At 66.1% G+C, this 25,124-nt stretch carries 19 protein-coding genes; 6 read left to right on the top strand and 13 right to left on the bottom strand.

The window, feature by feature from the left end:
* Positions 1-166: 166 nt before the first annotated feature.
* Positions 167-1,537, top strand: a complete 1,371-nt coding sequence (locus PKE71_RS14100) for a spinster family MFS transporter (RefSeq protein WP_271187632.1) — start codon at positions 167-169, stop codon at positions 1,535-1,537.
* On the top strand, positions 1,534-3,198 hold the full coding sequence (locus tag PKE71_RS14105; protein ID WP_271187633.1) for a carboxylesterase/lipase family protein: 1,665 nt from the start codon (positions 1,534-1,536) through the stop codon (positions 3,196-3,198). The genes PKE71_RS14100 and PKE71_RS14105 overlap by 4 nt, the downstream gene beginning before the upstream one ends.
* A gap of 63 nt (positions 3,199-3,261) precedes the next feature.
* Here the strand turns inward: PKE71_RS14105 and PKE71_RS14110 are convergent, their stop codons facing one another.
* Together PKE71_RS14110 and PKE71_RS14115 are read right to left on the bottom strand one after the other, a co-directional pair.
* The gene (locus tag PKE71_RS14110) at positions 3,262-3,975 is read right to left on the bottom strand and encodes a TetR/AcrR family transcriptional regulator (protein WP_271187634.1); all 714 of its coding nucleotides are present in this window, start codon (positions 3,973-3,975) and stop codon (positions 3,262-3,264) included.
* A gap of 13 nt (positions 3,976-3,988) precedes the next feature.
* Positions 3,989-5,572, bottom strand: a complete 1,584-nt coding sequence (locus PKE71_RS14115; protein WP_271187635.1) for an AMP-binding protein — start codon at positions 5,570-5,572, stop codon at positions 3,989-3,991.
* Between the two features lie 357 nt (positions 5,573-5,929).
* Here PKE71_RS14115 and PKE71_RS14120 point away from each other — a divergent pair, with 357 nt between their 5' ends.
* Positions 5,930-6,820, top strand: coding sequence for an SDR family NAD(P)-dependent oxidoreductase (locus PKE71_RS14120; RefSeq protein ID WP_271187636.1), 891 nt, complete (start codon positions 5,930-5,932; stop codon positions 6,818-6,820).
* A 204-nt stretch (positions 6,821-7,024) separates the two neighbouring features.
* Here the strand turns inward: PKE71_RS14120 and PKE71_RS14125 are convergent, their stop codons facing one another.
* The 4 genes from PKE71_RS14125 to PKE71_RS14140 form a co-directional block, all read right to left on the bottom strand.
* The gene (locus PKE71_RS14125; RefSeq protein ID WP_271187637.1) at positions 7,025-7,720 is read right to left on the bottom strand and encodes an IS6 family transposase; all 696 of its coding nucleotides are present in this window, start codon (positions 7,718-7,720) and stop codon (positions 7,025-7,027) included.
* Positions 7,721-7,860: 140 nt separating this feature from the next.
* Positions 7,861-11,103 (bottom strand): acetyl-CoA carboxylase family protein, encoded by a 3,243-nt coding sequence (locus PKE71_RS14130; protein ID WP_271187638.1) that lies wholly within the window; start codon positions 11,101-11,103, stop codon positions 7,861-7,863.
* 22 nt (positions 11,104-11,125) lie between these two features.
* Positions 11,126-11,908 (bottom strand): SDR family NAD(P)-dependent oxidoreductase, encoded by a 783-nt coding sequence (locus PKE71_RS14135; RefSeq protein WP_271187639.1) that lies wholly within the window; start codon positions 11,906-11,908, stop codon positions 11,126-11,128.
* Positions 11,905-13,221 carry an MFS transporter gene (locus PKE71_RS14140; RefSeq protein ID WP_271187640.1) on the bottom strand — a complete coding sequence of 439 codons (1,317 nt, stop codon included), beginning with the start codon at positions 13,219-13,221 and terminating at the stop codon, positions 11,905-11,907. Before PKE71_RS14140 ends, PKE71_RS14135 begins: the two co-directional genes overlap by 4 nt.
* A 165-nt stretch (positions 13,222-13,386) precedes the next feature.
* Between PKE71_RS14140 and PKE71_RS14145 the strand changes: the two genes are divergently transcribed.
* The 3 genes from PKE71_RS14145 to PKE71_RS14155 are packed head-to-tail and all read left to right on the top strand — an operon-like array spanning position 13,387 to position 16,305.
* Complete coding sequence (locus PKE71_RS14145; protein WP_271187641.1) at positions 13,387-13,890, top strand: MaoC/PaaZ C-terminal domain-containing protein; 504 nt, start codon at positions 13,387-13,389, stop codon at positions 13,888-13,890.
* Between the two features lie 31 nt (positions 13,891-13,921).
* A complete protein-coding gene (locus PKE71_RS14150; RefSeq protein ID WP_271187642.1) occupies positions 13,922-15,553 on the top strand; it encodes a class I adenylate-forming enzyme family protein in 1,632 nt (543 codons plus the stop codon).
* On the top strand, positions 15,550-16,305 hold the full coding sequence (locus PKE71_RS14155) for an enoyl-CoA hydratase/isomerase family protein (protein WP_271187643.1): 756 nt from the start codon (positions 15,550-15,552) through the stop codon (positions 16,303-16,305). The genes PKE71_RS14150 and PKE71_RS14155 overlap by 4 nt, the downstream gene beginning before the upstream one ends.
* A gap of 2 nt (positions 16,306-16,307) precedes the next feature.
* On the opposite strand, the gene PKE71_RS14160 is transcribed toward PKE71_RS14155, so the two are convergent.
* The 7 genes from PKE71_RS14160 to PKE71_RS14190 all read right to left on the bottom strand — a co-directional run bounded on the left by PKE71_RS14160 (position 16,308) and on the right by PKE71_RS14190 (position 25,108).
* A complete protein-coding gene (locus tag PKE71_RS14160) occupies positions 16,308-18,176 on the bottom strand; it encodes a CocE/NonD family hydrolase (RefSeq protein WP_271187644.1) in 1,869 nt (622 codons plus the stop codon).
* A 10-nt stretch (positions 18,177-18,186) separates the two neighbouring features.
* The gene (locus PKE71_RS14165; protein ID WP_271187645.1) at positions 18,187-20,394 is read right to left on the bottom strand and encodes a TonB-dependent receptor; all 2,208 of its coding nucleotides are present in this window, start codon (positions 20,392-20,394) and stop codon (positions 18,187-18,189) included.
* 166 nt (positions 20,395-20,560) lie between these two features.
* Positions 20,561-21,319 carry a TetR/AcrR family transcriptional regulator gene (locus PKE71_RS14170; protein ID WP_271187646.1) on the bottom strand — a complete coding sequence of 253 codons (759 nt, stop codon included), beginning with the start codon at positions 21,317-21,319 and terminating at the stop codon, positions 20,561-20,563.
* 151 nt (positions 21,320-21,470) lie between these two features.
* Positions 21,471-22,304 (bottom strand): M55 family metallopeptidase, encoded by an 834-nt coding sequence (locus PKE71_RS14175; protein ID WP_271187647.1) that lies wholly within the window; start codon positions 22,302-22,304, stop codon positions 21,471-21,473.
* Between the two features lie 4 nt (positions 22,305-22,308).
* The gene (locus tag PKE71_RS14180; RefSeq protein ID WP_271187648.1) at positions 22,309-22,836 is read right to left on the bottom strand and encodes a TRAP transporter small permease; all 528 of its coding nucleotides are present in this window, start codon (positions 22,834-22,836) and stop codon (positions 22,309-22,311) included.
* Positions 22,833-23,834 carry a TRAP transporter substrate-binding protein gene (locus PKE71_RS14185; RefSeq protein WP_271187649.1) on the bottom strand — a complete coding sequence of 334 codons (1,002 nt, stop codon included), beginning with the start codon at positions 23,832-23,834 and terminating at the stop codon, positions 22,833-22,835. The genes PKE71_RS14180 and PKE71_RS14185 overlap by 4 nt, the downstream gene beginning before the upstream one ends.
* Entirely contained in the window at positions 23,831-25,108 is a 1,278-nt protein-coding gene (locus tag PKE71_RS14190) for a TRAP transporter large permease (RefSeq protein WP_271187650.1), read from the bottom strand. The genes PKE71_RS14185 and PKE71_RS14190 overlap by 4 nt, the downstream gene beginning before the upstream one ends.
* Between the last annotated feature and the right edge of the window lie 16 nt (positions 25,109-25,124).

Consider the following 25,124-nt stretch of genomic DNA (forward strand, 5'->3'; position numbering starts at 1 on the left):
GCGAGTCCGCCCCGCTCAAGATGCGCTTCAAACAGGCCAAGAGAGCCACAGTTTTCGGGAGGACACCGGTGCTTCACATACCGGATTATCCGGAATGCCCCGTTGCGGGCATCCGTTCGAATATCGCGCCACTCGGCCTGGCGGCCGCGCGAGGCGAGGGCCAGGCATGAGCTCTTTACCCCCGAGCCCCGACATCACCCAGATTCCCGCGGAACCGGGTGTGAAGCCCCGGCTCGAGCCGGACGGGGATGCGGCCGCCAGCCCGCCGGCGCCCGGGCGCCGCGCCTGGGTGGTGCTGGTCATCCTGTGCTTTGTCTACGTCCTCAACTTCCTCGACCGCCAACTCCTGTCCATCCTGGCCAAGCCGATCCAAGACACGCTGGGCATATCGGACAGCCAGCTGGGCCTGATCGGCGGACTCTACTTCGCCTTTTTCTACTGTTTCATCGCCATTCCGGTCGGCTGGCTGGCCGACAAGACGAACCGTGTCGGCATCCTGGCGCTGGCCTGTGCGATCTGGAGCGCTGCAACGATCGCCTGCGGTGCGGCCCGCAATTACGGACAGCTCGTCGTGGCACGCATGACGGTGGGCTTTGGCGAAGCCGGCGGCGTTCCGCCATCCTATGCGATCATCACCGACTACTTCCCCAAGGGCCGCCGCGGCACCGCACTGGGTATTTTCAATCTCGGCCCGCCGATCGGAGCGGCGCTTGGCATCGCCTTCGGCGCATCGATCGCCGCAGCCTTCAGCTGGCGCGACGCCTTCTACGTGCTCGGCGGGGTCGGCCTGGTCGCCGCCATTGTCGTCGCCGTGTTCGTTCGCGAACCCAAGCGCGGCGGGCTGGACGCGCCCAATCCGGAACTCGCATCCGAACCGTCCGGCTTCTGGGTCACACTGAAAATGTTCTTCTCCCACAAGGCGCTCATGCTGGCGGCGCTGGGCAGTGGCGCGACACAGTTCATCACCTACGGGCTCGGCAATTTCACCGCACTCTTCCTGATGCGCGAAAAGGGCATGACCCTGAACGAGATCGCCGTCTGGTATGCCCTGGTCGTGGGGATCGGCATGAGTGCCGGCATCTTCACGTCCGGCTGGGCGATCGACCGCTTCACCCGGATATCCAAACGCTATTACGCGCTGATCCCGGCGGCATCGCTGGCCTTGTGCATTCCCTTCTATATCGGGTTTGTGTGGGCACCGGGCTGGCAGCTGGCCACCCTGTTCCTGATCGGCCCGAGCTTCCTGAACTACTTCTATCTGTCGTCCTCGGTGGCCCTGGTCCAGGAAGAAGTCCGGCCCGACCAGCGCGTGATGTCCGGCGCCCTGCTCCTGCTGGTGATGAACTTCATCGGCCTTGGTCTGGGGCCGACCTATGTCGGCATCGCCAGCGACCTTTTCCGCGCCAGCTTCCCCGACAATTCCCTGCAGACCGCCCTGTACACGCTGGTGCCGTTCTACGGTCTGGCGATCGCCCTGTTCCTCGCCCTGGCGCGTGTGCTTGCGCGCGAAGAGGCCAAGCAAGGAGGTGCCTCATGACCTGGAAACTCGACACGCCCGCCCTCAGGGCCGGCGCCCTCGCCTGCCTGCTCGCCGGCTCCACGGCCTGTGCCCAGACCGGTGCCGACGACGGCGCGCCGGTCGTCGAGGCGCCGGCCGGCCCGATCGCCGGACAGGCCGCAGACGGGCTTCGCATCTTCAAGGGCATCCCCTACGCCCGGCCGCCCATCGGCGACGCCCGCTGGACACCCCCTCAACCGATGGAGCCGTGGCAGGGCACGCTGCAGGCACACGATTACGGCCCGTCCTGCGTGCAGCGTGTGCGCGAGACGACCAGTATCTACGCTTCCGACATAACCCCGGTCAGCGAAGACTGCCTCAGCCTGAACATCTGGGCACCGGAAGATGCCGATAATGCGCCGGTCTTCGTATGGATTCACGGCGGCGCGCTGTCGGCCGGATCAACCCGGGAACCGCTCTATGACGGCGCCCGGCTGGCGCAGGACGGCATCATCGTCGTGTCGATCAACTACCGCCTCGGCGTGCTCGGCTACATGGCCCACCCCGAACTCAGCGCGGAATCTCCCGATGGCGTGTCCGGCAATTACGGGCTGCTCGACCAGATCCAGGCCCTGCGCTGGATACAGGATAATATCGGTGCATTCGGCGGCGATGCCGGCAATGTCACGATTGCCGGTGAATCCGCCGGCGGTCTGAGCGTGATGTATCTGATGGCGGCCCCCGCCGCCCGCGGCCTGTTCTCGCGCGCCATCGCCCAGAGCGCCTACATGATCTCGACGCCGGAACTCAAGCGCCCGGTCCACGGCGCCTTCGCGGCCGAAGCCGTCGGCACCTATATCGCCAACCAGCTCGGAGCAGCAAACATCGCCGAACTTCGTGCCATGGATGCCCAAGCCGTGGTCGATGGCGCACTTGCTGCCGGCTATCTCACCTCCGGCACGATCGACGGTCATGTCCTGCCGCGGCAACTCGTCGAGACTTTCGATCGCGGCGAACAGGCCGACGTGCCGATCATTGCCGGGTTCAACCAGGGCGAGATCCGCACACTGACAGCGCTGGCACCCGCCGTGCCGGACAGCGCCGAGGCCTACGAGAGCCGTATCCGCGAGCTCCATGGCGACATGGCCGAGGATTTCCTGCAGCTCTATCCCGGCGACGACCTGCAGGAGAGCATCTACGAAACCACCCGCGACGCCTTGTACAGCTGGACCGCCGAGCGTCTGGTCCGCAGCCAGGAAGCCCTCGGGCAACCGGGTTATCTCTATATGTTCGACCACGGCTACCCCGCAGCCGACGAGCGGGGCCTGCACGCCTTCCACGCAGCCGAACTGCCCTACATGTTCGGCAATACGCGGCGCACGCCGCCCTACTGGCCGCCCCTGCCGGATACACCGGAAGAAGCCGCCTATGCCGATGCGATGACCGGCTACTGGTCCAGCTTTGCGCGAACCGGCGAACCGGTCGCCGACGGTGCGGCGGCCTGGCCGAATTACGGGCAGACACGCGCCTACATGCATTTCGCCGAAACACCGCAGGCAGGCGAGAACGTGCTTCCGGGCATGTATGAGTTCGTCGAGGAACTGGTTTGCCGCCGCAGGGTTGCAGGCGGCCAGGGCTGGCACTGGAATGTCGGGTTGGCCTCTCCGCCGGTGCCCGCCAGACAACCGGATTGCGGATAGTCGCGCGCCGGCAGTACACCCGAACCCTCTTGCCTGAGCGCCACGCCCCGACCGGGCGTGGCGCTATTGTTTCAGCGCAACAAAGCCGGCGGCCAGAAAGTCGCTGATCCGCTGCTTGATCGCGGGAAAGTCGTCCGCGTGGCAGACACCGTCCGAGAGGCGATCGATCCGGCCGGTGCGGGCCAGTGTCGTCATCAGGGCGCCGGTCACAAAGTGATAGCCCCAGAAGATGTCCTCTTCGCCGTGATCCGGCAGCGCGCGCCTGAGTATGCCGACAAGCTTCAGCACGACAGGATCGAAATGGGCGTCCATCAGCTCGGCGCCTTCAGGGGTATTGCTCACCCGGGCGCAGAAGGAGGCATAGTTCATCCACGCCTCGCCCCCCTCGAAATAGAGGTCCAGATCGGTATCGAGAAACGCGTGCAGCGCGCCTTCCACCGTCGGCCTGTCACCGGCCTGCGCCTCATACTCCGACAGCGCCGTCATGCGGCGTTCGCTCGTTACCGTGGCCCGCCGCGCGAACACGGCCTCGAACAGGTGTTTCTTGTCATCGAAATAATAGTGCAGCAGCGTGGTGTGGATGCCGACGCGCTTGCCGACATCGCGCAGCGTCACGCCGTGCAGGCCGTGCCGCGCAAACAGGTATTCTGCCGCATCGAGAATCTGCTCAAGCGTTTCGGCCCGCTGTTCGGCCTTGGAGCGGCGCGCCCGGCGCCGGGCTCGTGACACCGCTTTCGCGCCGGTACCGTCTGCACCCTTTGGTGATTGATCCGTCATACCCGTACCGGTCCTAGTCCGCCGCCGCATAGTCAAGCCGCAGCCTGCGCTTGTCGATCTTGCCGGTCGGGGCAAGCGGCATCGCATCGACCAGAATGAGCTGGTCGGGAATCCACCAGTCGGCGACCTGCCCGCGCAGGGCGCCTTGCAGGGCCGCCTGGTCCGGTTTCATGCCCTGGTTCGGCTCAACGATGAGCACCGGCCGTTCACCCCATTTCGGATCGGCACGGCCGATCACCGCGACCAGGCACACATCGGGGTGCCGCCCCACGATCTCCTCGATCTCGGCCGGATTGATCCACTCGCCACCGGATTTGATCAGGTCCTTGGCCCGGCCGCAGATTGTCAGATTGCCATCATCGTCGAGCGATGCGAGGTCGCCGGTGTCAAAATAGCCGTCGTCGTCCAGAGCGTCCGTCTCGGCTCGGAAGTACCGGTCCACGACGCTCGCGCCCTTCACCTTGAGGTGCCCGACGATATTTCGTTGCTCTGCAAGCTCGCGGCCGTCCCGGTCGGTCAGTTTCAGATCGATGCCCAATGGCGGACGCCCGGATGATTGCAGGGCCTGCGCAGGCGCCCCCGGCGGCGCGATCGTACCGACCGGCGACAATTCCGTCATGCCCCAGCTGGTCTGCACCTCCACCCCCAGGCGCGTCTCCATGCGGCGGATCAGGCTGTCGGGACATTTCGAACCGCCGATCAGAACCCGCTTGAGCTCGGGCAGGTCACCGCCGGTCTCGTCGAGGTGATCCATCACGCCAACCCAGATCGTCTGGACGCCCGCGGCCAGCGTCACCCCCTCCTCGCGCATCAGCTTGGCGAGGCTGGCGCCGTCGGCCCGGCGTCCGGGCAGGACCAGCCGCGCACCCACGGCGGGCGCCGCGAAAGGCAGGCCCCAGCCATTGGCGTGGAACATGGGCACCGCGACGAGGACCGTGTCCTGGCCGGTCAGCGCAATGGCGTCGGCCTGGAGTGCGCGCAGCGTGTGCAGGTAGTTGGAGCGGTGCGTGTAGAGGACCCCTTTGGGCCGGCCCGTCGTGCCGGATGTATAGCACAGTCCGGCCGGCGCATTCTCGTCGAACCCGCCCCACGTCACCGGCTTGCCGCAGGATTGCAGAAGGGTTTCGTACGGCCAGAACCGGACGGCCTCGCCCGCGCAGCACATTTTCGCCGGGCCTTCACCGTCAAGCCAGATCACATGCTCGATCACCGGACAGAGCGGCAGAAGCGCGGCCACCAGATCGGCAAGACTGGAGGCTACGGCGATGACCCGGTCCTCCGCCTCATTGATCATGGCGGCGAGATGGGACGGCGTGAGACGGGGATTGAGCGTATGACAGACCAGCCCGCAGCCCATCGACGCATAGTAGATTTCCAGGTGATGCTGTGTGTTCCAGCCGAGCGTTCCGATACGCTCGCCCGTCGACAGCCCCAGAGCCCCCAGTGCGCCCGACAAGTCGTTCGCCCGCCGCCGCAGGGCGCTGTAGGAAAGGCGGTCCACCCCTGCTTCGCCCCCGGCCGACACGACCCCGCGCTGCCCGTTCCATTTCGCTGCGTGGTCCAGGAATTTGTCGATGGTAAGCGAGTAGGTCTGCATCGCGGATACACACTTGTTGTCGAGGAAGCAGATTGCCGTCCGGGAAGTTCGGCAATTCGCTCCGTCTCTTGTTCGGAACAGGCCCGGATGGGGAGCACCGCACCCGCGCGAAGCGCAGGCCGGACCAATTGCGGAAAGAGGGGTCCAATCGCGACAGGACGACCGGCAACACGATGCAACCCCACTGGTACACAAGGCAAAACTAGCCGCCTGCCCAGACCCTTGTCAATGTTCATTATACTGTGAGCGAATAAGTTCACATGGCCCGCCCGATCGTGCTAGGGGATGCGATCAGGGCACTTCACCGTGCCAGATTCGGTTTGTACGGGACATCGAACGTCCCCGGGGGAGAGGTATATGATCGATCTTTCTAGACAAGTTGCCATCGTGACGGGTGCCGGTGGTGGTCTGGGCCGTTCGCACGCTCATCTTCTTGCGGCGCGGGGCGCTCACATACTGGTCAATGACCTCGGAGAAGGGGCCGAAACCGTCGCGGCAGAGATCTGCCGCAAGGGCGGCTCGGCCATCGCCTTTCAGGGCTCGGTCACAGACGCAGACGCCATGCAATCCATGGCGGACACCGCGATGGCGCACTGGGGCCGGATCGACATTCTCGTCAACAATGCCGGCATTCTGCGCGACAGGACCTTCGCGAAAATGCCGCTTTCGGACTTCCGGCTGGTCCTCGACGTGCATCTCACAGGTGCCGCCAACTGCACCAAGGCGGTCTGGCAGGCCATGCGAGACCAGGGCTATGGCCGGATCGTCATGACCACCTCGTCATCGGGCCTATACGGCAATTTCGGCCAGTCCAATTATGGCGCCGCCAAGCTCGGCCTTGTCGGACTGATGAACACGCTCGCGCTGGAGGGCAAGAAATACGGCATCCACGTCAACTGCCTCGCGCCGACAGCGGCCACGCAGATGATGGAAGGTATTCTTCCCGCCGAACAGCTCGAACGGCTCGACCCCGGCCGGGTCAGCCCGGCGGTCCTCGCCCTGTGTTCGAAGGATGCTCCGACACGCCAGATCCTGTGCGCCGGCGCAGGCGGTTTCGAACTGGCCCACATCACCCTGACCCGCGGCATCCATATCGCCGACGGACCGTACATGGCCGAGGCCCTGCTCGAACGCTGGTCCGAACTCGCCGACAGAAGCGGCGAACTCCTTCCCGAACAGGGTTTCGACCAGAGCCGCCTCGAGCTTGAAAAAGCCGGCTACACACTGCCTGACGAAGCTGCGGAGTAGCCGGTTCGGGGCAGCCGGTGCCGTCAGGACGGCCCCTCCTCGCCCGCGGCAGCTGGCGAAAACCGTAAGGACTGGCGCCATCCGGGCCGCCTATCACCTGGCGGGTCTTCCAGCGCGCTCGGATCCCCGCCCCTGAAAGAGCCCGTGTCGCGGTGCTGTCAGACAAAGCCGGAGTGGTCTCCAAAGGCCAGGGTCGAGGCTGATTCAGGCCGCCAGTTGACGCCATTCGTCGAGGGCGGTGGCGCGGTTTTCCTTGAAGTCGGATCGTGAGTAGAGGTGGCGTTCGAGGTTGAAGTGATTGTAGATCGACGATTGGACAGCAGCGAACTTTTGTAGACTTCGTGATCGCCGAAATCGCGCCATGATTTTCTCGCGCCGACGTAAGGGCTGGTGGGAATTTTCAGCTCGGTTATTCAGCCACCTCCCCGTCTCTTGGCGGTTCGCATTTCCGAGCTTCCGAAGCGCAGATTTGTAGCTGCACAACTTGTCAGTCACGACCACTTCCGGACGGCCATACCGTTTCATCGCCTTGCGCAGAAACTTCCACGCTGACTCGCGATTCCGGGTCTTGGTGACATACGCTTCAAGCACCTCTCCTTCGTGATCAACGGCGCGCCATAGATAGTGAGTTTCACCGTTGATCCGGACGAAAACCTCGTCGAGGTGCCAGGCGCAATTCGAGTAGTGCCTGTTCTCCACGCGGCGCTTGCGAATCTCGGCTGCGAACATCCGCCCGAACCGGTTCCACCAGAAGCGCGCCGTCTCGTGCGTGATATCGATGCCGCGCTCGTGGAGCAGATCCTCGACGTTCCGAAGCGACAGCGGGAACCGGACATACATCATCACGGCCAGGCGGATGATCTCGGGAGAAGTCTTGAAATACCTGAAGGGGTTACGCATCAGACGAGGCTATGAAACCGGCGCTCCACGCTCAAGCCAAAGTTCCTCTGACACTGCCCCCAGACCGGAAACCGGGGTCTGGGTGACGGGGCTGTCAGACCAATGCGGACAGGTCTCGGAATTGGTGTATGTCCGCGTTTTTAGGTGGTTAGCAACCGTGCTGCGACCGTATCCAATCCGCGCAGGATCCATTCCCTCGTAGAGGCTGGGTCAATAACGTCGTCGATTTCCATAAATTCTGCGACGGTGAGCGCCTTGCCCTCGTCGTAGAGGCCCTGGAGCTTGACATTGAAATAGGCGGCGCGTTCGGCCTCGTCCTCGATGGCTTCCAGCTCGCGGCGGAAGCCGAGACGGACGGCGCCTTCAAGCCCCATAGCCCCGAACTCGCCGGTCGGCCAGGCCACCGCGAAAAAGGGCGAGTGGAAACAGCCTCCGACCATGGCCTGGGCGCCGAGCCCGTAGGCCTTACGCACGACCACGCTGAACAACGGAACGGAGAGCTGGGCACCGGCGATGAACAGCCGGCACGCCTTGCGCACCTGGCCCTTCGCCTCGACATCAGGCCCCACCATGAAACCCGGCGTGTCGCACAACGACAAGACCGGCAGGCCGTGGGAGTCGCACAGGGTGAGGAAGTCCGTCATCTTGGAAGCCGCATCGGCGTCAATGGCCCCGGAAATCACCTGCGGATCATTGGCGATCAGCCCCATCGGACGCCCGCCGACGCGCACCAGTGCAGTGATCGCGGCCCGGCCGAAATCCGGTTTCAGCTCAAGCACGCTGTCCACATCGGCCAGCTGGTCGATCACCTCACGGATATCATAGACGCGCATCCGGTTTTCTGGGATCAGGCTGCGCAACCGCCGCGGATCGTGGGCCTCGAAATCGGTAACTCGCCCCTGGAAATAGGACAGGTAGCGCTTCGCGGCGACCACAGCTTCGGCCTCGTCGGCCACGACGATATCGATCACGCCATTGCGTCGCTGCATATCGACGGGGCCGACCTCGCCGGGCTTGAACACGCCGAGCCCGCCGCCCTCGATCATCGCCGGCCCGCCCATGCCGATACTGGCATTCTCGGTCGCGATGATGACGTCGGCACAGCCCAGCAGGGCTGCATTGCCGGCAAAACAATAGCCCGACACGATCCCCACCAGCGGGACCTTGCCAGAGAGTTTGGCAAACCGGGCGAAGGTGGGGATGTCCAGGCCCAGGCGTGTATCGGTCTCGCCGGGCCGGCCGCCGCCGCCCTCGGCGAACACGACCAGCGGCACGCCGGCGCGTGCGACCAGGTCGATCATCCGGTCCTTCTTCTTGTGATTATAGGCGCCCTGCGTGCCGGCAAAGACGGTGAAGTCGTAGGCGAAGACGCCGCAGCGCGACGCATCCTCGCCGAACGTGTCGCCATTGATGGAACCGAAGCCGGCAATCATGCCGTCGGCCGGACTCTTCTCGCGCAGTTCCTCCGGCGTGCGGCGGCTGCGCTGGGCAGCGAGGTTGAAGGCGCCATACTCCATGAAACTGCCCGGGTCGCACAGATCCTCGACATTCTCGCGCGCGGTGCGCTGGTTGCGGCTGCGTCGCCGCGCCACGGCATCCGGCCGGCTGGCATCCTCCAGCTCGGCCCGGCGCGCGAGCATCTCTTCCAGATCGGGGCGGATGTGATCGGGATCGAGGATGGCGGCGTCCACGGCCGCATCCTCCAGCCCCTCGACCGGTTCGAACGTGCCCAGGCACTGGTCTTCCGTGACCGGATCGCCGGGACCGACGCGCCAGTTCGCGACGACGCCGTCGGCGGGGGCGGCCACCTCGTGCTCCATCTTCATGGCTTCGATGATGAGCACGGGCTGCCCTGCCCGCATCGTGTCGCCCGCCGCCACCTCGACGGAGACCACCACGCCGGAGGTCGGCGCCCTGACGGCCTGCTGCCCCGCGGGCAACGGTGCTTCGGCCGACGGGGGTGAAAGGTCCGCGGCGGCCGTCTGGTCCGCATCCGCCTCCAGAGCCGTAGCCGAGACGACCAGCTCGCTCATCACCCGGTCGGCGAAGGCGGTGTCGGCCGTGCCGTCGAGCACTTCCGGCCGGTCGAGCAGGGCCGCCAGCAGGCTCCGATTGGTCTGACAGCCCTCGATCCGGAATTCGTGAAGCGCGCTCTTCGCCCGCGCCACCAGGGCCGAAAAGCCGCCGCGCTCGCTGTGGACGATCAGCTTGGCGAGTAAGGTATCGAAGGCAGGGTTCGGCCGGTATCCCGCATGACCGGCCGTATCGATCCGCAGCCCCGGGCCGGTTGGTGGTTCGAACCGGGTAATCTGGCCGGCCGCCGGCCGCACCGCCCCGTCGTCCGATACGATTTCCGCATTGATCCGGGCCTGCAGGGCGATGCCGCGCAGCGGCAGCGCGCCATCCGCCAGCCCCAACTCCGCCAGCGTCGCGCCTTGAGCCAGACGCAGCTGTGTCTGGACGAGGTCCAGCCCGGTCACCGCCTCGGTCACGGTATGCTCGACCTGCAGGCGCGGATTGGCCTCGATGAAGGCAAACCGCCCGTCCGGCCGCACAAGGAATTCGAAGGTTGCCAGCCCGAGCACGCCCGACGCTTCGGCCAGGCGCAGCGCGGCGGCGGTCATGGCCTGGCGCTGGTCCGGATCGATTGTCGGGCTCGGGGCAATCTCGACCAGTTTCTGCCGGTTGCGCTGCAGCGTACACTCGCGCTCATGGGCATGGATACAGGCGCCGGTGCGGTCGGCCAGGATCTGGATCTCGATATGGCGTGCGTGTTCGACCAGTTCCTCGACATAGAGGTCGGGATTGCCGAAGGAGGCCTGGGCCTCGGCCTGGCACGCCTTGAACGCGGCCTCGATCCCGGCGGCATCGCGCACCGGGCGGGTGCCACGCCCACCGCCGCCGGCGATCGCCTTGAGCATGACCGCACCGTCCTGGCCCAGTGAGCGAAGGAATTCGCGGACCGTGGCGGCATCCACCGGACCGCCCAGACCTTCAGGGACCGGCACACCGTGATCGCGAGCCAGATCGCGGGCGCGGGCCTTGTCGCCCAGCAGGGCGAGCGTGGCCGGCCCTGGCCCGACAAAGATCAGCCCCGCCTGCGCGCAGGCCTCGGAAAACGCCGCGCTTTCGCTGAGAAATCCATAGCCCGGATGGACCGCATCGCAGCCGTGTTCGCTTGCTGCGGCCACCAGGGCCTCTATATCGAGATAGGCCGCCGCACCCCGCCCCGGCAGGGCATGACGGACATCGCCGAAATCAAGATGACGGGCCGCGTCCTCGTCGGACGAATGGACCATGACGATGCGGAGCCCGACTTCGCGCGCGGCGCGGGCGATCCGGATGGCGATTTCACCACGATTGGCGACGAGCAGACCGGTCATCGGGCCTCCGATTGTTACAGGATCAGTCCTTGTGCATCACGCCGGCGGCCAAGAATCCCCCATCGACGGCCAATACATGGCCATTGATGTAACCGGCTTCGCGACTGGCGAGAAACAGGGCGGCCGCGGAGACTTCCTCCGGCGTGCCGTAGCGATCGGCCGGAATGGCCCGGCGATAGACCTTGCGGGTGGTGTCGCTGTGCATGCGGGCCACCAGTTCGGTCTCGATCGCGCCCGGCGCCAGTGCATTCACCGTGACGCCGGCTGCGGCCAGCTCGACGGCCAGAACGCGGCTGAGCATGATCACTCCGCCCTTGGCCGCACCATAGGCGGCCCGGCCGGTGCCGCCGGCGACGCCTGCGGTGGATGCCAAATTGACGATGCGACCGTACCCAGCCTCGGCCATGACCCGCCCTGCGGCCCGGTTGATGGCGAACGTCCCCGTGAGATCGGTGTCGATAATACGCGACCATTCCGCGTCTGTGGTATCCAGAAACGGCCGTTCGATACCGATCCCCGCGCTGTGAACGAGGACGTCCAGACGGCCACCTCCGGCCGCCAGGCATTGCGCCACCACCGCGTCACAACGGGCACTATCGGTGACGTCGAGCTCGACCCCGTCCACCGGGGTCGGCGTCAGGGCGGCAAGTTCGGCGACAGTCTCGCACAGACGGATCGCGTCACGGTCGGCCACGATCAGCCGCGCCCCAGCGCGGGCGAAGTCGCGCGCGACGGCACGACCTATACCGCTGGCACCGCCAGTGACGAGCGCCGTCTGGCCGGTGAAGTCGGCGATCAGGGTCATGAAACCGGGTCGGCGGCGGGCCGCGGCGTGCCCGCCCGGTACTGCAGCACGGCCGGCACGCTGAGCAGGGCCAGCGCGGACGGGATCAACGCCACCGCGACACGGATCCAAAACAGGGCGCGGTCGGACTGTGCCTCGGCACCGGAGACGAAGCCACCGGTGCTCAGGACCAGTCCGACCACGAGCGGGCCGAGGGCAAGCCCGCCCTTCTCGACGGCCGTCCACACACCGGTAAAGGTTCCGGCGGCATCGCGGCCGTCCTCGCGAGCGTCATGGATGATGTCGGTGAGCATGGCGAAGGGCAGGAGCTGGAGCCCCCCGAAGCCCATGCCGACCACGCCGGTCATGGCGATGACCAGCGTCCAGTCTTCGGGGCCCGCCGCCAGCCACAGCCCGGCCAGGCCGACGACCGTGATCAGCGCCGCGGCCAGATAGGCCGGCACTTTTCCGGTCAGGCGCGAGATCGCCGCCCAGGCGAACATGGACAGGATGGTGCCGCCCAGCAGGGCGAGAAAGACGGTAGAAATCGCCCCTTCGCTGCGGCCTGCGATCTGGGTGACATAGTAGGGCGTCGAACCGGTGAACACGCCGAGACCGCCGAGCTGGATGATGTAGGCCAGCGCCAGCATGCGGAAGCGCCCGTCGCGCAACGCGTCGAGGAAATGGGCCTTGCCGGCGGTCTTGGGCGCGGGCATCACCGGGGCCCGGGCGGTGCCGAAGAAGGCGACCAGCATGGTCGCGGCGCATGCGCCGCCGAGCACCCAGGACATGGCGGCGAAACCGCCCCGTCCACCGCCGAAGGCCTCCAGCAGTGCCGGCGCTGCGGCCGATCCGGCCAGCACGCCGGCCATCGCGAAACTCATCCGGTAGGCCATGATCGAGGCCCGCTCGTCGGGATTCGCGCTCATCTCGGCGGGCATGGACAGATAGGGGACGGCGAAGACGGTGTAGGCCGAGGCGCTGAGCACGTAGACCACGGTGACGTAGAGGAAGTTCCAGCGCTCGCCCGGCAGGTCCGGTGCGCTGAACAGGAAGACGAAGCTGAGCGCGGTCAGGATAGCGCCGGCCAGCAGATAGGGGCGCCGGCGCCCCAGCGGGGAGCGGGTCCGGTCGGATACCCACCCCATGAAGGGATCGGTTATCATGTCCCAGACCCGGGGTAGAAAGACCGCCAAACCGGCCAGGGCCGGCGAGACCGAGAGAATTTCGGTAAGATAGTAAAGCAGGAGGACGCCGGGCACCGTGAGATAGATACCGGTGCCGATAGAGCCAATGCTGAAGGCCAGAACTATACGTCGGGGCGTTCTCTGCACTGCGTCCTCCCGGAATGGCCCCGGACGACCGGCGGCCGCTCAAGGTGGGAGAGAACCTTGAATACGTCCAGACCGGACATCCGCCGCCCCTGTCCATTGACTAAAACTGAAAATGACGCCAACCTCATATTTAGTCAACACGAAGCTTCCGGACAGGATGTGAGCATGAGCGAAGCCGCACGCGAAATCAGCACCTTCTCCAACTTCGCCGCGGGCGACGAGGTCGGAGTATCGTCCTGGATACCGGTCGACCAGACCATGATCTCCGACTTCGGACGGGTCACGCTCGACCCCGACCCGATGCACATCGATCCGGACTGGGCCGTGGCCAACGGCCCCTATGGCGGCACCATCGCCTTCGGCTTCCTGACCGTCTCCCTGCTCACCCACATGCTGCACGACGCGATGGGCAGCGATCCCCAGCGCGCAACGGGCGAGAACGGCCACTTCCTCAACTACGGCATGGACTACATGCGCCTGCTCTCGCCGGTGAAGGTGGGCAGCCGCGTGCGCGGCCGTTTCAAGGTGCTGGAGACGCGGACCGACGCGAAGGAGCGTGACATCGTGAAATTCGGCTGCGAGATCGAGATTGAGGGGAGCGAGCGCCCCGCACTGGTCGCCGAATGGCTGTCCATCTGGATGCCGCCAGAAGCCGCAGCTTCCGCCTAAGTCCTCGGTCACGCCATCCGGAATCCACGTCATGACAGCACCGTCCCATCTGCCGCATACGCTTCCGCCGACCTTTCCTCGCATCAGCGATTATGTGGCCCATTACGCCGAACGCACGCCCGACGCCGAGGCGATGGTGCTTGACGATGAGCGTACCAGCTACCGCGTCTTCAACGACCGGATCGATGCCCTCGCCAGGGCGCTGATCGCGGCCGGCGTAAAGAGAGGCGACCGGGTGGCGACGCTGTCCACGCCCAGTCCCGACTACTTCCTGGCCTTCCTGGCCACGGCGTCAATCGGCGCGATCTGGGTGGGCATGAATCCGCGCTACCAGCTGGAAGAACTCGCCTATGTCGCCAGCGACAGCGCGCCGGTCATCCTGCTGGCCCGCTCGCAGATGGACGGACGCGACTATGCCGGTGACCTGCTGGAGCTGAAGGCGCGCACGCCGTCGATACGGCAGCTGGTCATCTTCGAGCGCGACAGCGATCACATACCGGACGGTGCAGTCGCATTCGCGAACTTTCTGGAGGCGGGCACGTTGATTTCCAGTGACTCCCTTGCCGCGCAAAGGAACGCAAGCGGCGGCCGCGACGCCTGCATGATCGTCTACACGTCCGGCTCGACCGGAAAGCCCAAGGGCGCCCTGCTGCATCATGAGGGGATTGTCGGCTTCAGCGTCGAGCAGCACGGCATCTGGCCGATCCGGCCCATGCGCGCACTCAACTATTTCCCGATCAATCATATCGGCTGCGTAGTCGACGTCTCGACCCCCACTCTCACCGCGGGCGGCACGATCGTGTTTCTCGAGCATTTCTCGCCGCGCCGCTCGCTGGAGCTGATGCAGGACGAGAAAGTGTCCTTCTGGGGCTCGGTGCCCAGCACCTTCCAGCTGCAGTTCGCCGATCCCGATTTCGACAGGTTCGACCTATCCGCCGTGCAGATGATCATGTGGGGCGGGGCGGTGATGCCACGCGAGCTGATCGAGCGCCTGCTGACCTACAATGTCCCGCTGGCCACGAATTACGGACTCACCGAATCCGGCAGCGCCATCACGATCGTGCCGCCGAGCCGCGATATCGATCTGTTGTCCGCGACCGTGGGCTATCCCTTCCCCGGCACCGAAGTGCGCCTGGTCGATCCGGACGGCAACACCGTTGCCGACGGCCAATCGGGCGAGATACTGGCCCACTCGGTCTACAACATGCTGGGCTACTGGAACCGGCCCGAGGCCACGGCGGAGACGCTGTTGCCGGGCGGCTGGCTGGCGACCGGCGATATCGGCCGGCGCAATCCGGACGGCAGCTACTCCATCGTCGGGCGGGTGAAGGAGATGTACAAGTCGGGCGGCTACAACGTCTATCCGCGCGAGGTAGAGACCGTCCTGGAAAGCCATCCGGCCGTCGACATGGCCGCCGTCGTCAGCACCGCCGACCCGGTCTGGCAGGAAGTGGGTGTCGCCTACATCCTGCCCGGGGGCGATCTCGACCTGGACGACCTCAAGGCCTTCTGCCGCGGCCGCTTGGCCAATTACAAACAGCCCAAGCGCTTCGTGGTTCTCGACGAACTGCCGCTGCTGCCGATCGGCAAGGTCGACAAGGTTGCACTGAAGAAGCGGGCCGCCGACGACTACCGGCCGGCGGCCGAAGGAGCGACGGTATGAGCCCGGTTCTCTACGAGACCGGTGGCCGCGTCGCGCGGATCACGCTGAACCGACCGGCCCGTCTCAACGCCATCAACGGAGCCATGCTGGACGGGCTCAACGCGGCGCTGCAGCAAGCTCACGACGACGCGGAGACAGACATCATCCTGCTCGCCGGATCGGGCACCGCCTTTTGTTCCGGCGACGACCTGGTCGAACTGGCGTCCAACCCACCCCGGCGGGAAGGGCTGGAAGTTGCAATCGATCGGTTGCAGACTATCACCCGACTGATCATGTTCGGCCCGAAAACCGTGGTCTGCGCCGTGCGCGGCTGGGCAATCGGCGGCGGCGCCTCCTGGCCGCTCAATGCCGACATGGCGATCTGGAGCGAAACGGCCGGCATCCGCTTTCCCGAAGGCCTGCACGGCCTCTTTCCCAGCGGCGGCGCAACGGTCCTGCTGGAACGCTTCTGTTCGCCGCACCGGGCGAACGAGATCCTGATGCTGGGCCGACCGCTGAAAGGGCCCGAGCTCGTCCGCGCTGGACTGGCCACCGACCTCGTTCCCGCCGCCGATTTCGACGACCGCGTCTCGGCCTGCCTGCACGGACTCCTGGCCCTGCCGGGCGACACGCTGGCCCGCTACAAGACGGCCCGCATCGCCTCCCTGCGCGATCCGGTCGAATGCGCGCTTCAGGCGGAAACCCGCCAGCTCACGGACGCGATCGATGCCCTGATCGCGTCCGGCCAATTCCCGGATATCAAGAGAGCCTGAACCTACTCGTCCGACCAAGGCCGCATCGGTACGGAGACGCGGCTGGCGGCCTCGCCCCCGCGCGCGATCTCGAACACCTCGTCCTCGCCGTTGGAATAGCGCCGGAAATAGGAGGCGTCGGTCCCGGCGATCGCCACGCGCAGCCGGTGACCGGCCTCGATCCGGGCCGCGACCGGGAAGAGCGCGAACTCCACCGTCATCTGCTCGCCCGGGACCACCGGCAGGGCGTCCTCGCGGCGATAGGAGTGCGGGGCTGGCCCCATGTCGTAGGGCAGGGTCTGCGGATCCGCCGGTGCCCGCTGGATGGCGCGGAACTGGCCCTCGGTGAGATAGGTCACGCGGCCGTCCGGCGCGACATCTTCGAGATAGACGTGGAAGACGGGGTCGTCGGTCGCGGTGGCGACGTACAGTTCGATCACCGGCGTGCCGGCGACCTCCATGTCCGCCTCGAAGGCCGCGGTATCGAAGACGATCAGCTTGCCGTCCTCTCCACGCCGGTCGGAATAGGCCGGCGCGGTGCCGAACTGGGTGGACCAGCGGGTGCGGTCGCCCGTCTGCGCGGTGAAGTCGACATGGTAGACATCGACGCCGGTCTCGTCCGGCCGGGCGGTGCTGAGCGTGTTGCCGGCAGCGAGGAAGAAGTCCGTCTCGGCGACGCCCTCCGGCGGCCAGTCCGCCGTCTCGCGATATTCGCCCGCACCCATCACATAGTAGTGGATGATGCGGTCGTCGTATCCGCTGTCCATGATGCGGCTGTAGAAACCGTCCATCACGGCGAACTGGTTGTCCGGGCCGGGACGGGGCGTCTCGACGTCCGGCAGGAAGGGATCGGCCAGCACGCGGTTGGAATGGTCATTGCCGGTGAGCCAGATTTCCATCGGCACATCCGGTGCCGAGCGCCAGCGCGCCAGGGCCGCCTCGGCGGTGCCGCCATCGACCCAGCTGCCCCAGACCTGGGCCGGCGTCGCCTCGCGGCGGATGCCGTCCAGATGAGCGGCCGGCGCCGACTGGAAGAAGACATAGCCGTTCAGCCCGGCATCGTCGTGGAATTCCATCTGCGCATAATCGTCCGGCGCCCAGCGCTGGCGCCCGGCCAGCGCCTCGCGCAGCAGGGCATAGTCGTCATCCCCGTCCACCGGCGCCAGGATCGGCCAGAGCGGCGCGCAGTCCTCGGCCCGGGCCAAGCAGTCATAGTCCTCGCCCGGCCGCGGCGAGCGGCCCTCATCGGCCATCTTAGTCGCCCCGCCCCAATTCTGCAGGAACCATTCGTTCGCCACCCCGCCTGGGAAGAAGAGCTGCAGGAAAACGTCGAAATCCACCTCGCGGATGATCGCCCCTTTCAGCGCCGGCGCCGGCCGGCTGGTGGCGATATCGGCCGTGTCCGCCATGTAGGACGTGCCCTGCGCAAAGACATTCCCGTCCGACCAGGGCTGGGCGGCGATATGGCCGATCAACACGTCCATGTCCGCGATTTCCGCCGGCCCGATATCCACCCGCCGGGGACCGAAGGACGAGGTCGACCCGCGCGTATCGACCGACGCCAGCACGTAGCCAGCCTCCACGAAGCGCTCGAAGCTGCGGATCATGCCCTCGCGCCCGTAACGGGTCTGCACTAGGATTGTCGGACGCGGCGTCTCGGGCTCGGCTCCGCCGGGATAATAGAGGCTCATCGCCACGCGGACACCGTCCGCCATCTCGACATAGTAGGACCGGTCGGAGTGCCGGACCCCGGCCTCAGCAGCCGGTTGCGTATCCTCGTGAGCTCCCTCACCCGTCAGCCCCGTGCCCGGGGAACAGGCCGCGAGCAGCAAGGCAAGAGCGGTCCCGGCGAGAAGGCCGGATGTGCGGCGGGTGCGGAGATGGCTCGGCATGGGATCTCTCCTAGTAGCGCAGGTTCAGGCTGACGCCGATGGTGGCCGGGTCGTTGAGCACGATGAATTTCTGGCCGACCACGTCCTGGTTGGACAGATCGAACAGGCGCTCCTTCACCGTCTCGTCGAAGATATTGCGGCCCCACAGATTGATCCGCCAGCGTCCATCCGACGATTCCAGTCCGATATTGAGGTTCACCAGGGCGTAGGCGTTGACATGGCCGTCCTCCTGGTTGTCGACGGTGAGATAGCTTTCGCCGCGCATCAGCACCTCGCCACCCACAAACCAGTCGGTGCCCGGCGTCATGGGCGCCCGGTATTCAGCATTCAGATTGGCCGTATAGTCCGGCGCCCTCGGGATGTCGGCAAGCGGTGCACCGTTGGGCAGCGTACCCTCGTCGAACTCGGCCTCCAGCAGCGCTGCGTTGAAGCCGAGCGTCAGATTGTCGGTCGGCTGGGCAAGGATTTCCAGTTCCAGCCCCTGGCTGTGCGCCGCGCCGGCATTGACGATGATCGGATCGTAAACGGGCGTCGCTGGATTGTCGCCTGCGACCTGGATATCACTCCAGTCCATATAGAAGGCCGTGACATTGGCCTGCATCAGTCCGTTGAACAACGTCGTCTTCAGGCCGGCCTCGTAGTTCCACAGAGTTTCCGGATCGAAGGAAATGCCGTTGGCATCGCCCAGTGCATCGTTGAAACCGCCGCTCTTGAAGCCGCGGCTGACGGTTGCATAGCCCATGACATCGGACGTGAAGCGGAAACGCACATTGGCACTGGGCGTGAATTCGGCCCAGTCGTCCTCGGCGGAGACGGCAAAGTCGCCACCCAGCAGGCCGACCGGATCGGACTGGGAATAGTCGATCGACTTTTCCTCGGTCGTGTAGCGGCCGCCCAGGGTGAAATCGAGCCGGTCGGATACATTCCACGTGCCCGCACCGAAGACGGCGATACTGGTCGTATCCATCGCCGCATCCGAGCCGGCCCGGATACCGGCCAGCGACGGCGCGCCGAGCAGCGTCATCAGGTCGCCGCCCAGCTCGATGAAGCTGAGATTGTTGGTTTCCTGCTGGTAGTAGTAGAGGCCGCCGACCCAGTCGAAATCACCGCTCGACCAGGACAGGCGCAGCTCGTTGGAAAAGCGCGAGACTTCCTCGGGGTCGCCGTCATAGGCCCATTCCAGCGCCGACCGGTCGGTGTCGGTGCGGTTGGCATAGTCGTGCGTGCGGTAGGCGGTGATGTTCACCAGCTCCACATCGCCGATCATGGTCGTGAAATGGGAGGCCACGCCCCAAGCTTCGGACCGCTCATAGGTGATGTCGTCGGCATAGACATTGCGGTCGAACGGGTCGGCGTTACGCGGCAGACCGTACAGATCCAGCACCGTCGCGAAGGTGGTGGCGTCGTTGTAGTTCAGCGTCTCGAAGACCAGCGAGTCCTGGTCCACCTCGCGATAGTCGGCGCTCAGCCGCCACTCGGTCCGGTCGCCGATATCGAACAGGAGTTGGCCGCGGGCGGACCAGGAATCCTCGGTGTTCACCTCCTCGTCGAGCACGACATTGTAGGACGTGCCGCCGCGCTGGTTGCGCACGAAGGCGAGCCGGCCGGACACACGGTCGCCGATCAGCGGACCGCTGATCCCGGCGCCGATGCGGCGGTGATCGTAGTCGCCGATCTCCGCTTCCAGATAGGCCTCGAACTCGTCGGTCGGACGCGCCGTGGTGTAGTGGATCAGCCCGCCGATCGTGTTGCGGCCGAACAGCGTGCCCTGCGGGCCGCGCAGAACCTCGATCCGCTCCATGTCGAACAGGTCGATCGTGGCGCCGACGCCCTGGCCCAGAAATACCTCGTCGAGATAAAAGCCCACCGCGCCATCGGCGCCGGCCGAGCCGGACCCGCCGATCACGCCGCGCAGGGAGGTCGGCGAGAGTTTCTCGTCGCCGTAATTGCCGTAGGCCAGGCCGGGCGTGCGGATCGCGACGTCGGCAATGTCGGTGATGCCGGCCCGCTCGATCATACCCTCGGTGAAGGCCGTCACCGAGATCGGCGTCTCCTGGATCGACTCCTCGCGCTTTCGGGCGGTGACGACGATCGTCTCGATGCCGCCGCGCACCTGCGTGTCGGCCGCGACATCGGTGTCCTGCGCCGAGACGGCCCCCGCCGCCGCAGTCAGGGCCAGAACGCTCGCACCCGCGAGTCCCGTTTTACGACAATTCATCCCCTGCCCTCCTCCAAGCATTTTATGAAACTGTCCTCAGTTTCGTATTTTGGGGAGCAGTTTTCCCTGCTGTCAATGGGGGATTTCCAAGCCGCAATTTGGGGCATGAAAACGCGGCCCCGGCGCAACGATGCGCAGGGCAGAAAGACACATATCAGGGAAGAGTTTACGCTTGGCCGCGTGTCGTCTCTCGCGGCTTGAACTCGAGCGCAGTCAAGGACTTGGCCAGACCTTCCAAGCCGCTCGGCAGGTCGAGGCCAGGGTAGAGGACCCTGAACCAGATGACCGAGAGCGCCTTCGCCAGATCGTCGGCCTCGGGCGCCGCCTTTTCCAGAAAATCGACGAAATCCGTGTCCGGATAGACCACGACCCGGCGCATGATCTCGTCCATCATCGAGCCCAGGGCCCAGACCGCGAACAGCGCTGCGCTTGGATCGACCGAACCGTCGGGATGATTCTTCACCACGCTGCGCGCGACGCGCTCGTACCAGGCTCGATTGGTGGAATGAACCAGACGGCTGAAATCGCCGTCCTCGTCGCTCATCTGGAAGACGCTGCGCATCAGGCCGGCATTAGCTCGCACGGTCTGAATCCAGCTGGCATTGGCATAGTGGATCGAGTCGAAGGGCCCGTGACCGCGACCGGCCTGATTGGTGCCGACGAGTTGCATACCTTCGAGGAATTCGCGCAGCACGGTCAGCGCCACATCCTTCTTGTCCTTGAAGTACATGTAGAAGGAACCGTCGGACGACTTGGCCGCCTTGGTAATGTCGCTGACCCGCATCGCATGATAGCCGGTCCGCTCCAGCACGCGCGCCGTGGCGAGCTTGAAACGTTCGCGGGTGCGCTCGCCCTTGCGCTTGGGCGGCTCGTTCTTCAGGCGCCGCGCGAGCTGCGCCTTGTAGCTTTCGACTGTGGCTTCCATCACTTCCCGCTTGTTCGCCCGCCTGTTCGTCATGCCGCGCGGCGCGGTTGTCTTGGCCGGAACAGGCATCCGGACAGATATGAGGTCCGCTTCATAACCGCTTTCGGCACATCATGACAAACGGCACATGCGCCGCCGTCGCACCGGCCGGTCAGAACAGCGCGCCCTTGGGATCGTAGGCGGTGACAAAATACAGCATCGCATTCAGCTCCAGCACGTCGCCCACCCGGAAACGCACGGTATGCGCCGCCGTCCGCTCGACGATCGGCAGATAGGCCAGCAGCTCTGTCGCCTGGCGTCGTTTCAACGTCAGCTCCACCTCCAGCGGCGCCTGCGGCAGGGCCGAAACCTCCGCCGACGGCAGGGCCCGCACGGCCTCTTCGGCGGCGGACCGGATTTTCGCCCGGCTGGCCGCCGGGGTCAGCGACCGGGCGGAACTCGCACCGAAGGCCGCCTTCGTGGTCACCGTGGCGGTGCCCGGCAGGATACGCTGTACATGGCCCGTATAGGCATCGTCGCCGGTGGCCAGCAGGACAGGCAAGCCGAACTGCGCGGCGATGGCGGCATTGAGGTCAGTTTCAGACCAGCTCTCGCCATTCACCTTCACATCCGCGATCAGACGCCCGCTCATCGTGTGGGCCAGCACGCCGTCCGTCGATCCGGCGCCGGCATGATGCCCAATGAAAAGCATGCCATCGAACCGGCCCTGTTCGATGCCCTGCATCATCACCAGCGGGCGCGGCCAGCCCTGGACCAGTTCGACCGCGTCGGGAAAATCCGGGATCAGCAGATTGCGGCCATTGCCGTGACTGTCGGCGACCACGATCTCACCGCCCCCGGCCGCCCGTACGCCCTCGATCGCGGCCAGCACTTCGCCGGTCATCAGGCGCCGCGCTTCGTCATGTCCCGATCCGGATGGCTGGAGCTGGTCGATATCGACCACGCCGGCCACCCCTTCGATATCCGCGCAGATATAGAACCGCATGGCGTTACCCCTCATCCGCGACCGCGCCGCCACCGGCGGCACGCAGCTCGAAAATTGCCAGTTTCAGCACAGCCTGGATCATGACCAGGCCGGCATAGAGCGGCAGGATCCCCACCACGATGCCGAGATTCCAGTCCAGTGATTCGGTATGGCGGGCCGAGGCCCGAGCCACGAAACCGAGCGAGTTCACCAGAAGCACACCGAGGAAGACCACGATGCAGGCACTGCCCGACCAAGCCCGCAGGCGACGCAACCACAGGGGATGCCGGTCAGTGACCTGGACCAGCACCGGGTCGGCATCCTGGTGGAAAGCCACCACACCGCCCAGAAGTCCGCTCCACACCATCGCATAGCGCGCGCCCTCCTCGGTCCAGGACGGCGCATCGCTGAAACCGTAGCGGCCGACGATCTGGATGAAGACCAGCCCCAGCATCAGGACGAGAAATCCCGCCGCGCCGGCCCAGACGAAACGGTTCAGCGCCCCGGCGACCCGCTCCAGTCCGGCCGCGATGCGGTGCGCGGTGCCGCTCATGCCCGTGTCTCCTGCGCCAGTTCGACAAAACGCGCCACCGCCTCCGGCGGCGCCATGCGCGGATAGGCGGCCCGCACACGCTCGGCGAAGATGCGGCGCAGGGCGGGATCCGGTTCGATCACCTCGATATCGATCTCCGCCAGCGCCGCCATTTCCCGCTCCCGGCCATTCAGGGCCCAGTCGCGATTTGCCTGACGCCCGGCCGCCACGGCCCGGTCGACGACGGCGCGATGTTCCGGCGTCAACGTCTCCAGCCAGCGCACCGACAGCACCACGGCACGATGCGCGGCGCTCATGTTGAGGTCGAGGAAATAGCCAATCTGCGAGCCGTGTCCGAACAGGACCGGCGCAAGCGGCGGATTGAAATAGCCCTGGGCGATGCCGGTCTGCAATGCCTGGGGCACCTCCTCCCAAGCCACCTGCACGCCCGAGGCGCCCAACGCCTCGATCATCAGGAGGTCGAGCCGACCCATCGCCCGCAGGCGCAAGCGTTCCACATCCGCGATCGCGTGAATCGGCGTGCGCGCCGTGAACAGTCCGCTCATCCCGCCCAGCAGAGCCGCATCGGCGAAGACCAGCCCCGCCGGATCGAGCTCGCGCGCCAGCCAGGCGCGGAAGGCCGGCGCGGCGATGAAGCGTTCGAAATGGCCGATATCGTCCAGGAGGAAAGGCAGGCCCGGCGCGCGATAGGCGTCGGAATAAGCCACCAGTTCGGTGATGCCGGCGTCATTGGCGTGCAGCAGGCCCAGCCCCGTCATCTCGGTGCGGTCCGGTTCGCTGCCGAGCGCGGAATTGGCCGAGACCTCGACGCTCATCCCGGCCGCGTTGAGCGTGCGCGCGAAGGCGTCCATCCAGATCCACACGCCGTTGACCGGCGAATTCGCTGCGCCGGCCAGCGCCGCCAGCACGTCACGCCGCGGTCCCGGGGCCCCGCAGGCCGTCACGGCCAACGCCCCGCCGGCGGCGAGCACCGCCCGGCGTGTCCGGCCCCGGCTCATGCCAGCCCCAGGGCGCGCGGCAGCGCCAGGATGAGGTCCGGCGTGAAGGTCAGGAAGAGCAGGATCGCGATCTCCAGCACGATGAAAGGCGCGATCGCCCGCATCAGCCGCCAATAGGACGCCCCGGTCACTGAGGAGACGATCAGCACGGCGCCGCCCAGGGGCGGCGTGATGAGGCCCATCGTGATGGCCAGGCAGATCATCACACCCAGATGCACCGGGTCGGCGCCGAGCACGTAGGCGGCCGGCGCCAGGATGGGCGCGATCAGTACCAGGGCGATCTGGGTGTCCAGGATCATGCCGCTGACCAGGAAGACGCCGATCAGGATCAGCAGGAAGGTGTCGAGCCCGACGCCCAGCCCCTCGGTCCAGGCGCGCACCAGTTCGGGCACGCCCATCAGCGACGCCAGGAAGTTGGCCGCCGCGCCAGCGACCAGGAGCGAGAAGATCGCGCCGGTCAGCCGCGTCGCCCCGCCGATGGAGTCGCGCAGCATCGACCAGTCCAGTGTGCGGTAGATCGCCGCCGCAGCCAGCGCGGCGAGCACGGCCAGGGCGCCGGCCTCGGTCGGGGTGACCAGGCCGAAGACGATGCCTGCGAGGATCACCACCGGCATCAGCAGCGACGGGGCCGCTTGCACGGTGGTTGCGACGGCCGGCGGGCGCCGCTCGGCGGCCGGATGATCGCCCAGCCGCGCGAAGACGGCATTGGCGGCGAACAGGCCGGCGGCGAGCACCAGGCCGGGCACGATCGCCGCGGCAAATAGCGCCGCCACGTCGACGCCCATGATGGCGCCGTAGAAGATCAGGATGATGCTGGGCGGGATGATCGGCCCGATCATCGAGGAGGCCGCCGTGATCGCGCCCGCATAGTCAGCCGTGTATCCGCGCTCGCGCATGGCAGGGACCAGCGTCGTCGACAGTGCCGCGGCATCCGCCATGGCCGATCCGGACACGCCGGCGAAGAACAGCGAGGTCGCGATGTTTACATGCCCCAGCCCGCCGCGGGCACGGCCGACTAGAAGCGCGGAAAAGTCTATCAGGGCGCGCGTGACGCCGCCCCGGTTCATCAGCTCGCCCACCAGTACGAAAAGCGGCATCGCCATCAGTGCGAACACATCGAGCTGGGAAAAGGCACGCCGGGGCAGAGCGGCGAGAAAGGCCTCCTGCCCCAGCGCGGGGAAAGCCAGTATCCCGGCCGCGCCGAGCGCCCAGGCCAAGCCGGCGCCGGCGGCGATCGCGGCCAGGGGCGCCAGAATGGCGAGGGGTTTGAGCACGGGGCGTGGGCTCCGG

Source organism: Maricaulis virginensis (genome assembly GCF_027922185.1).
GTDB lineage: Bacteria > Pseudomonadota > Alphaproteobacteria > Caulobacterales > Maricaulaceae > Maricaulis > Maricaulis virginensis.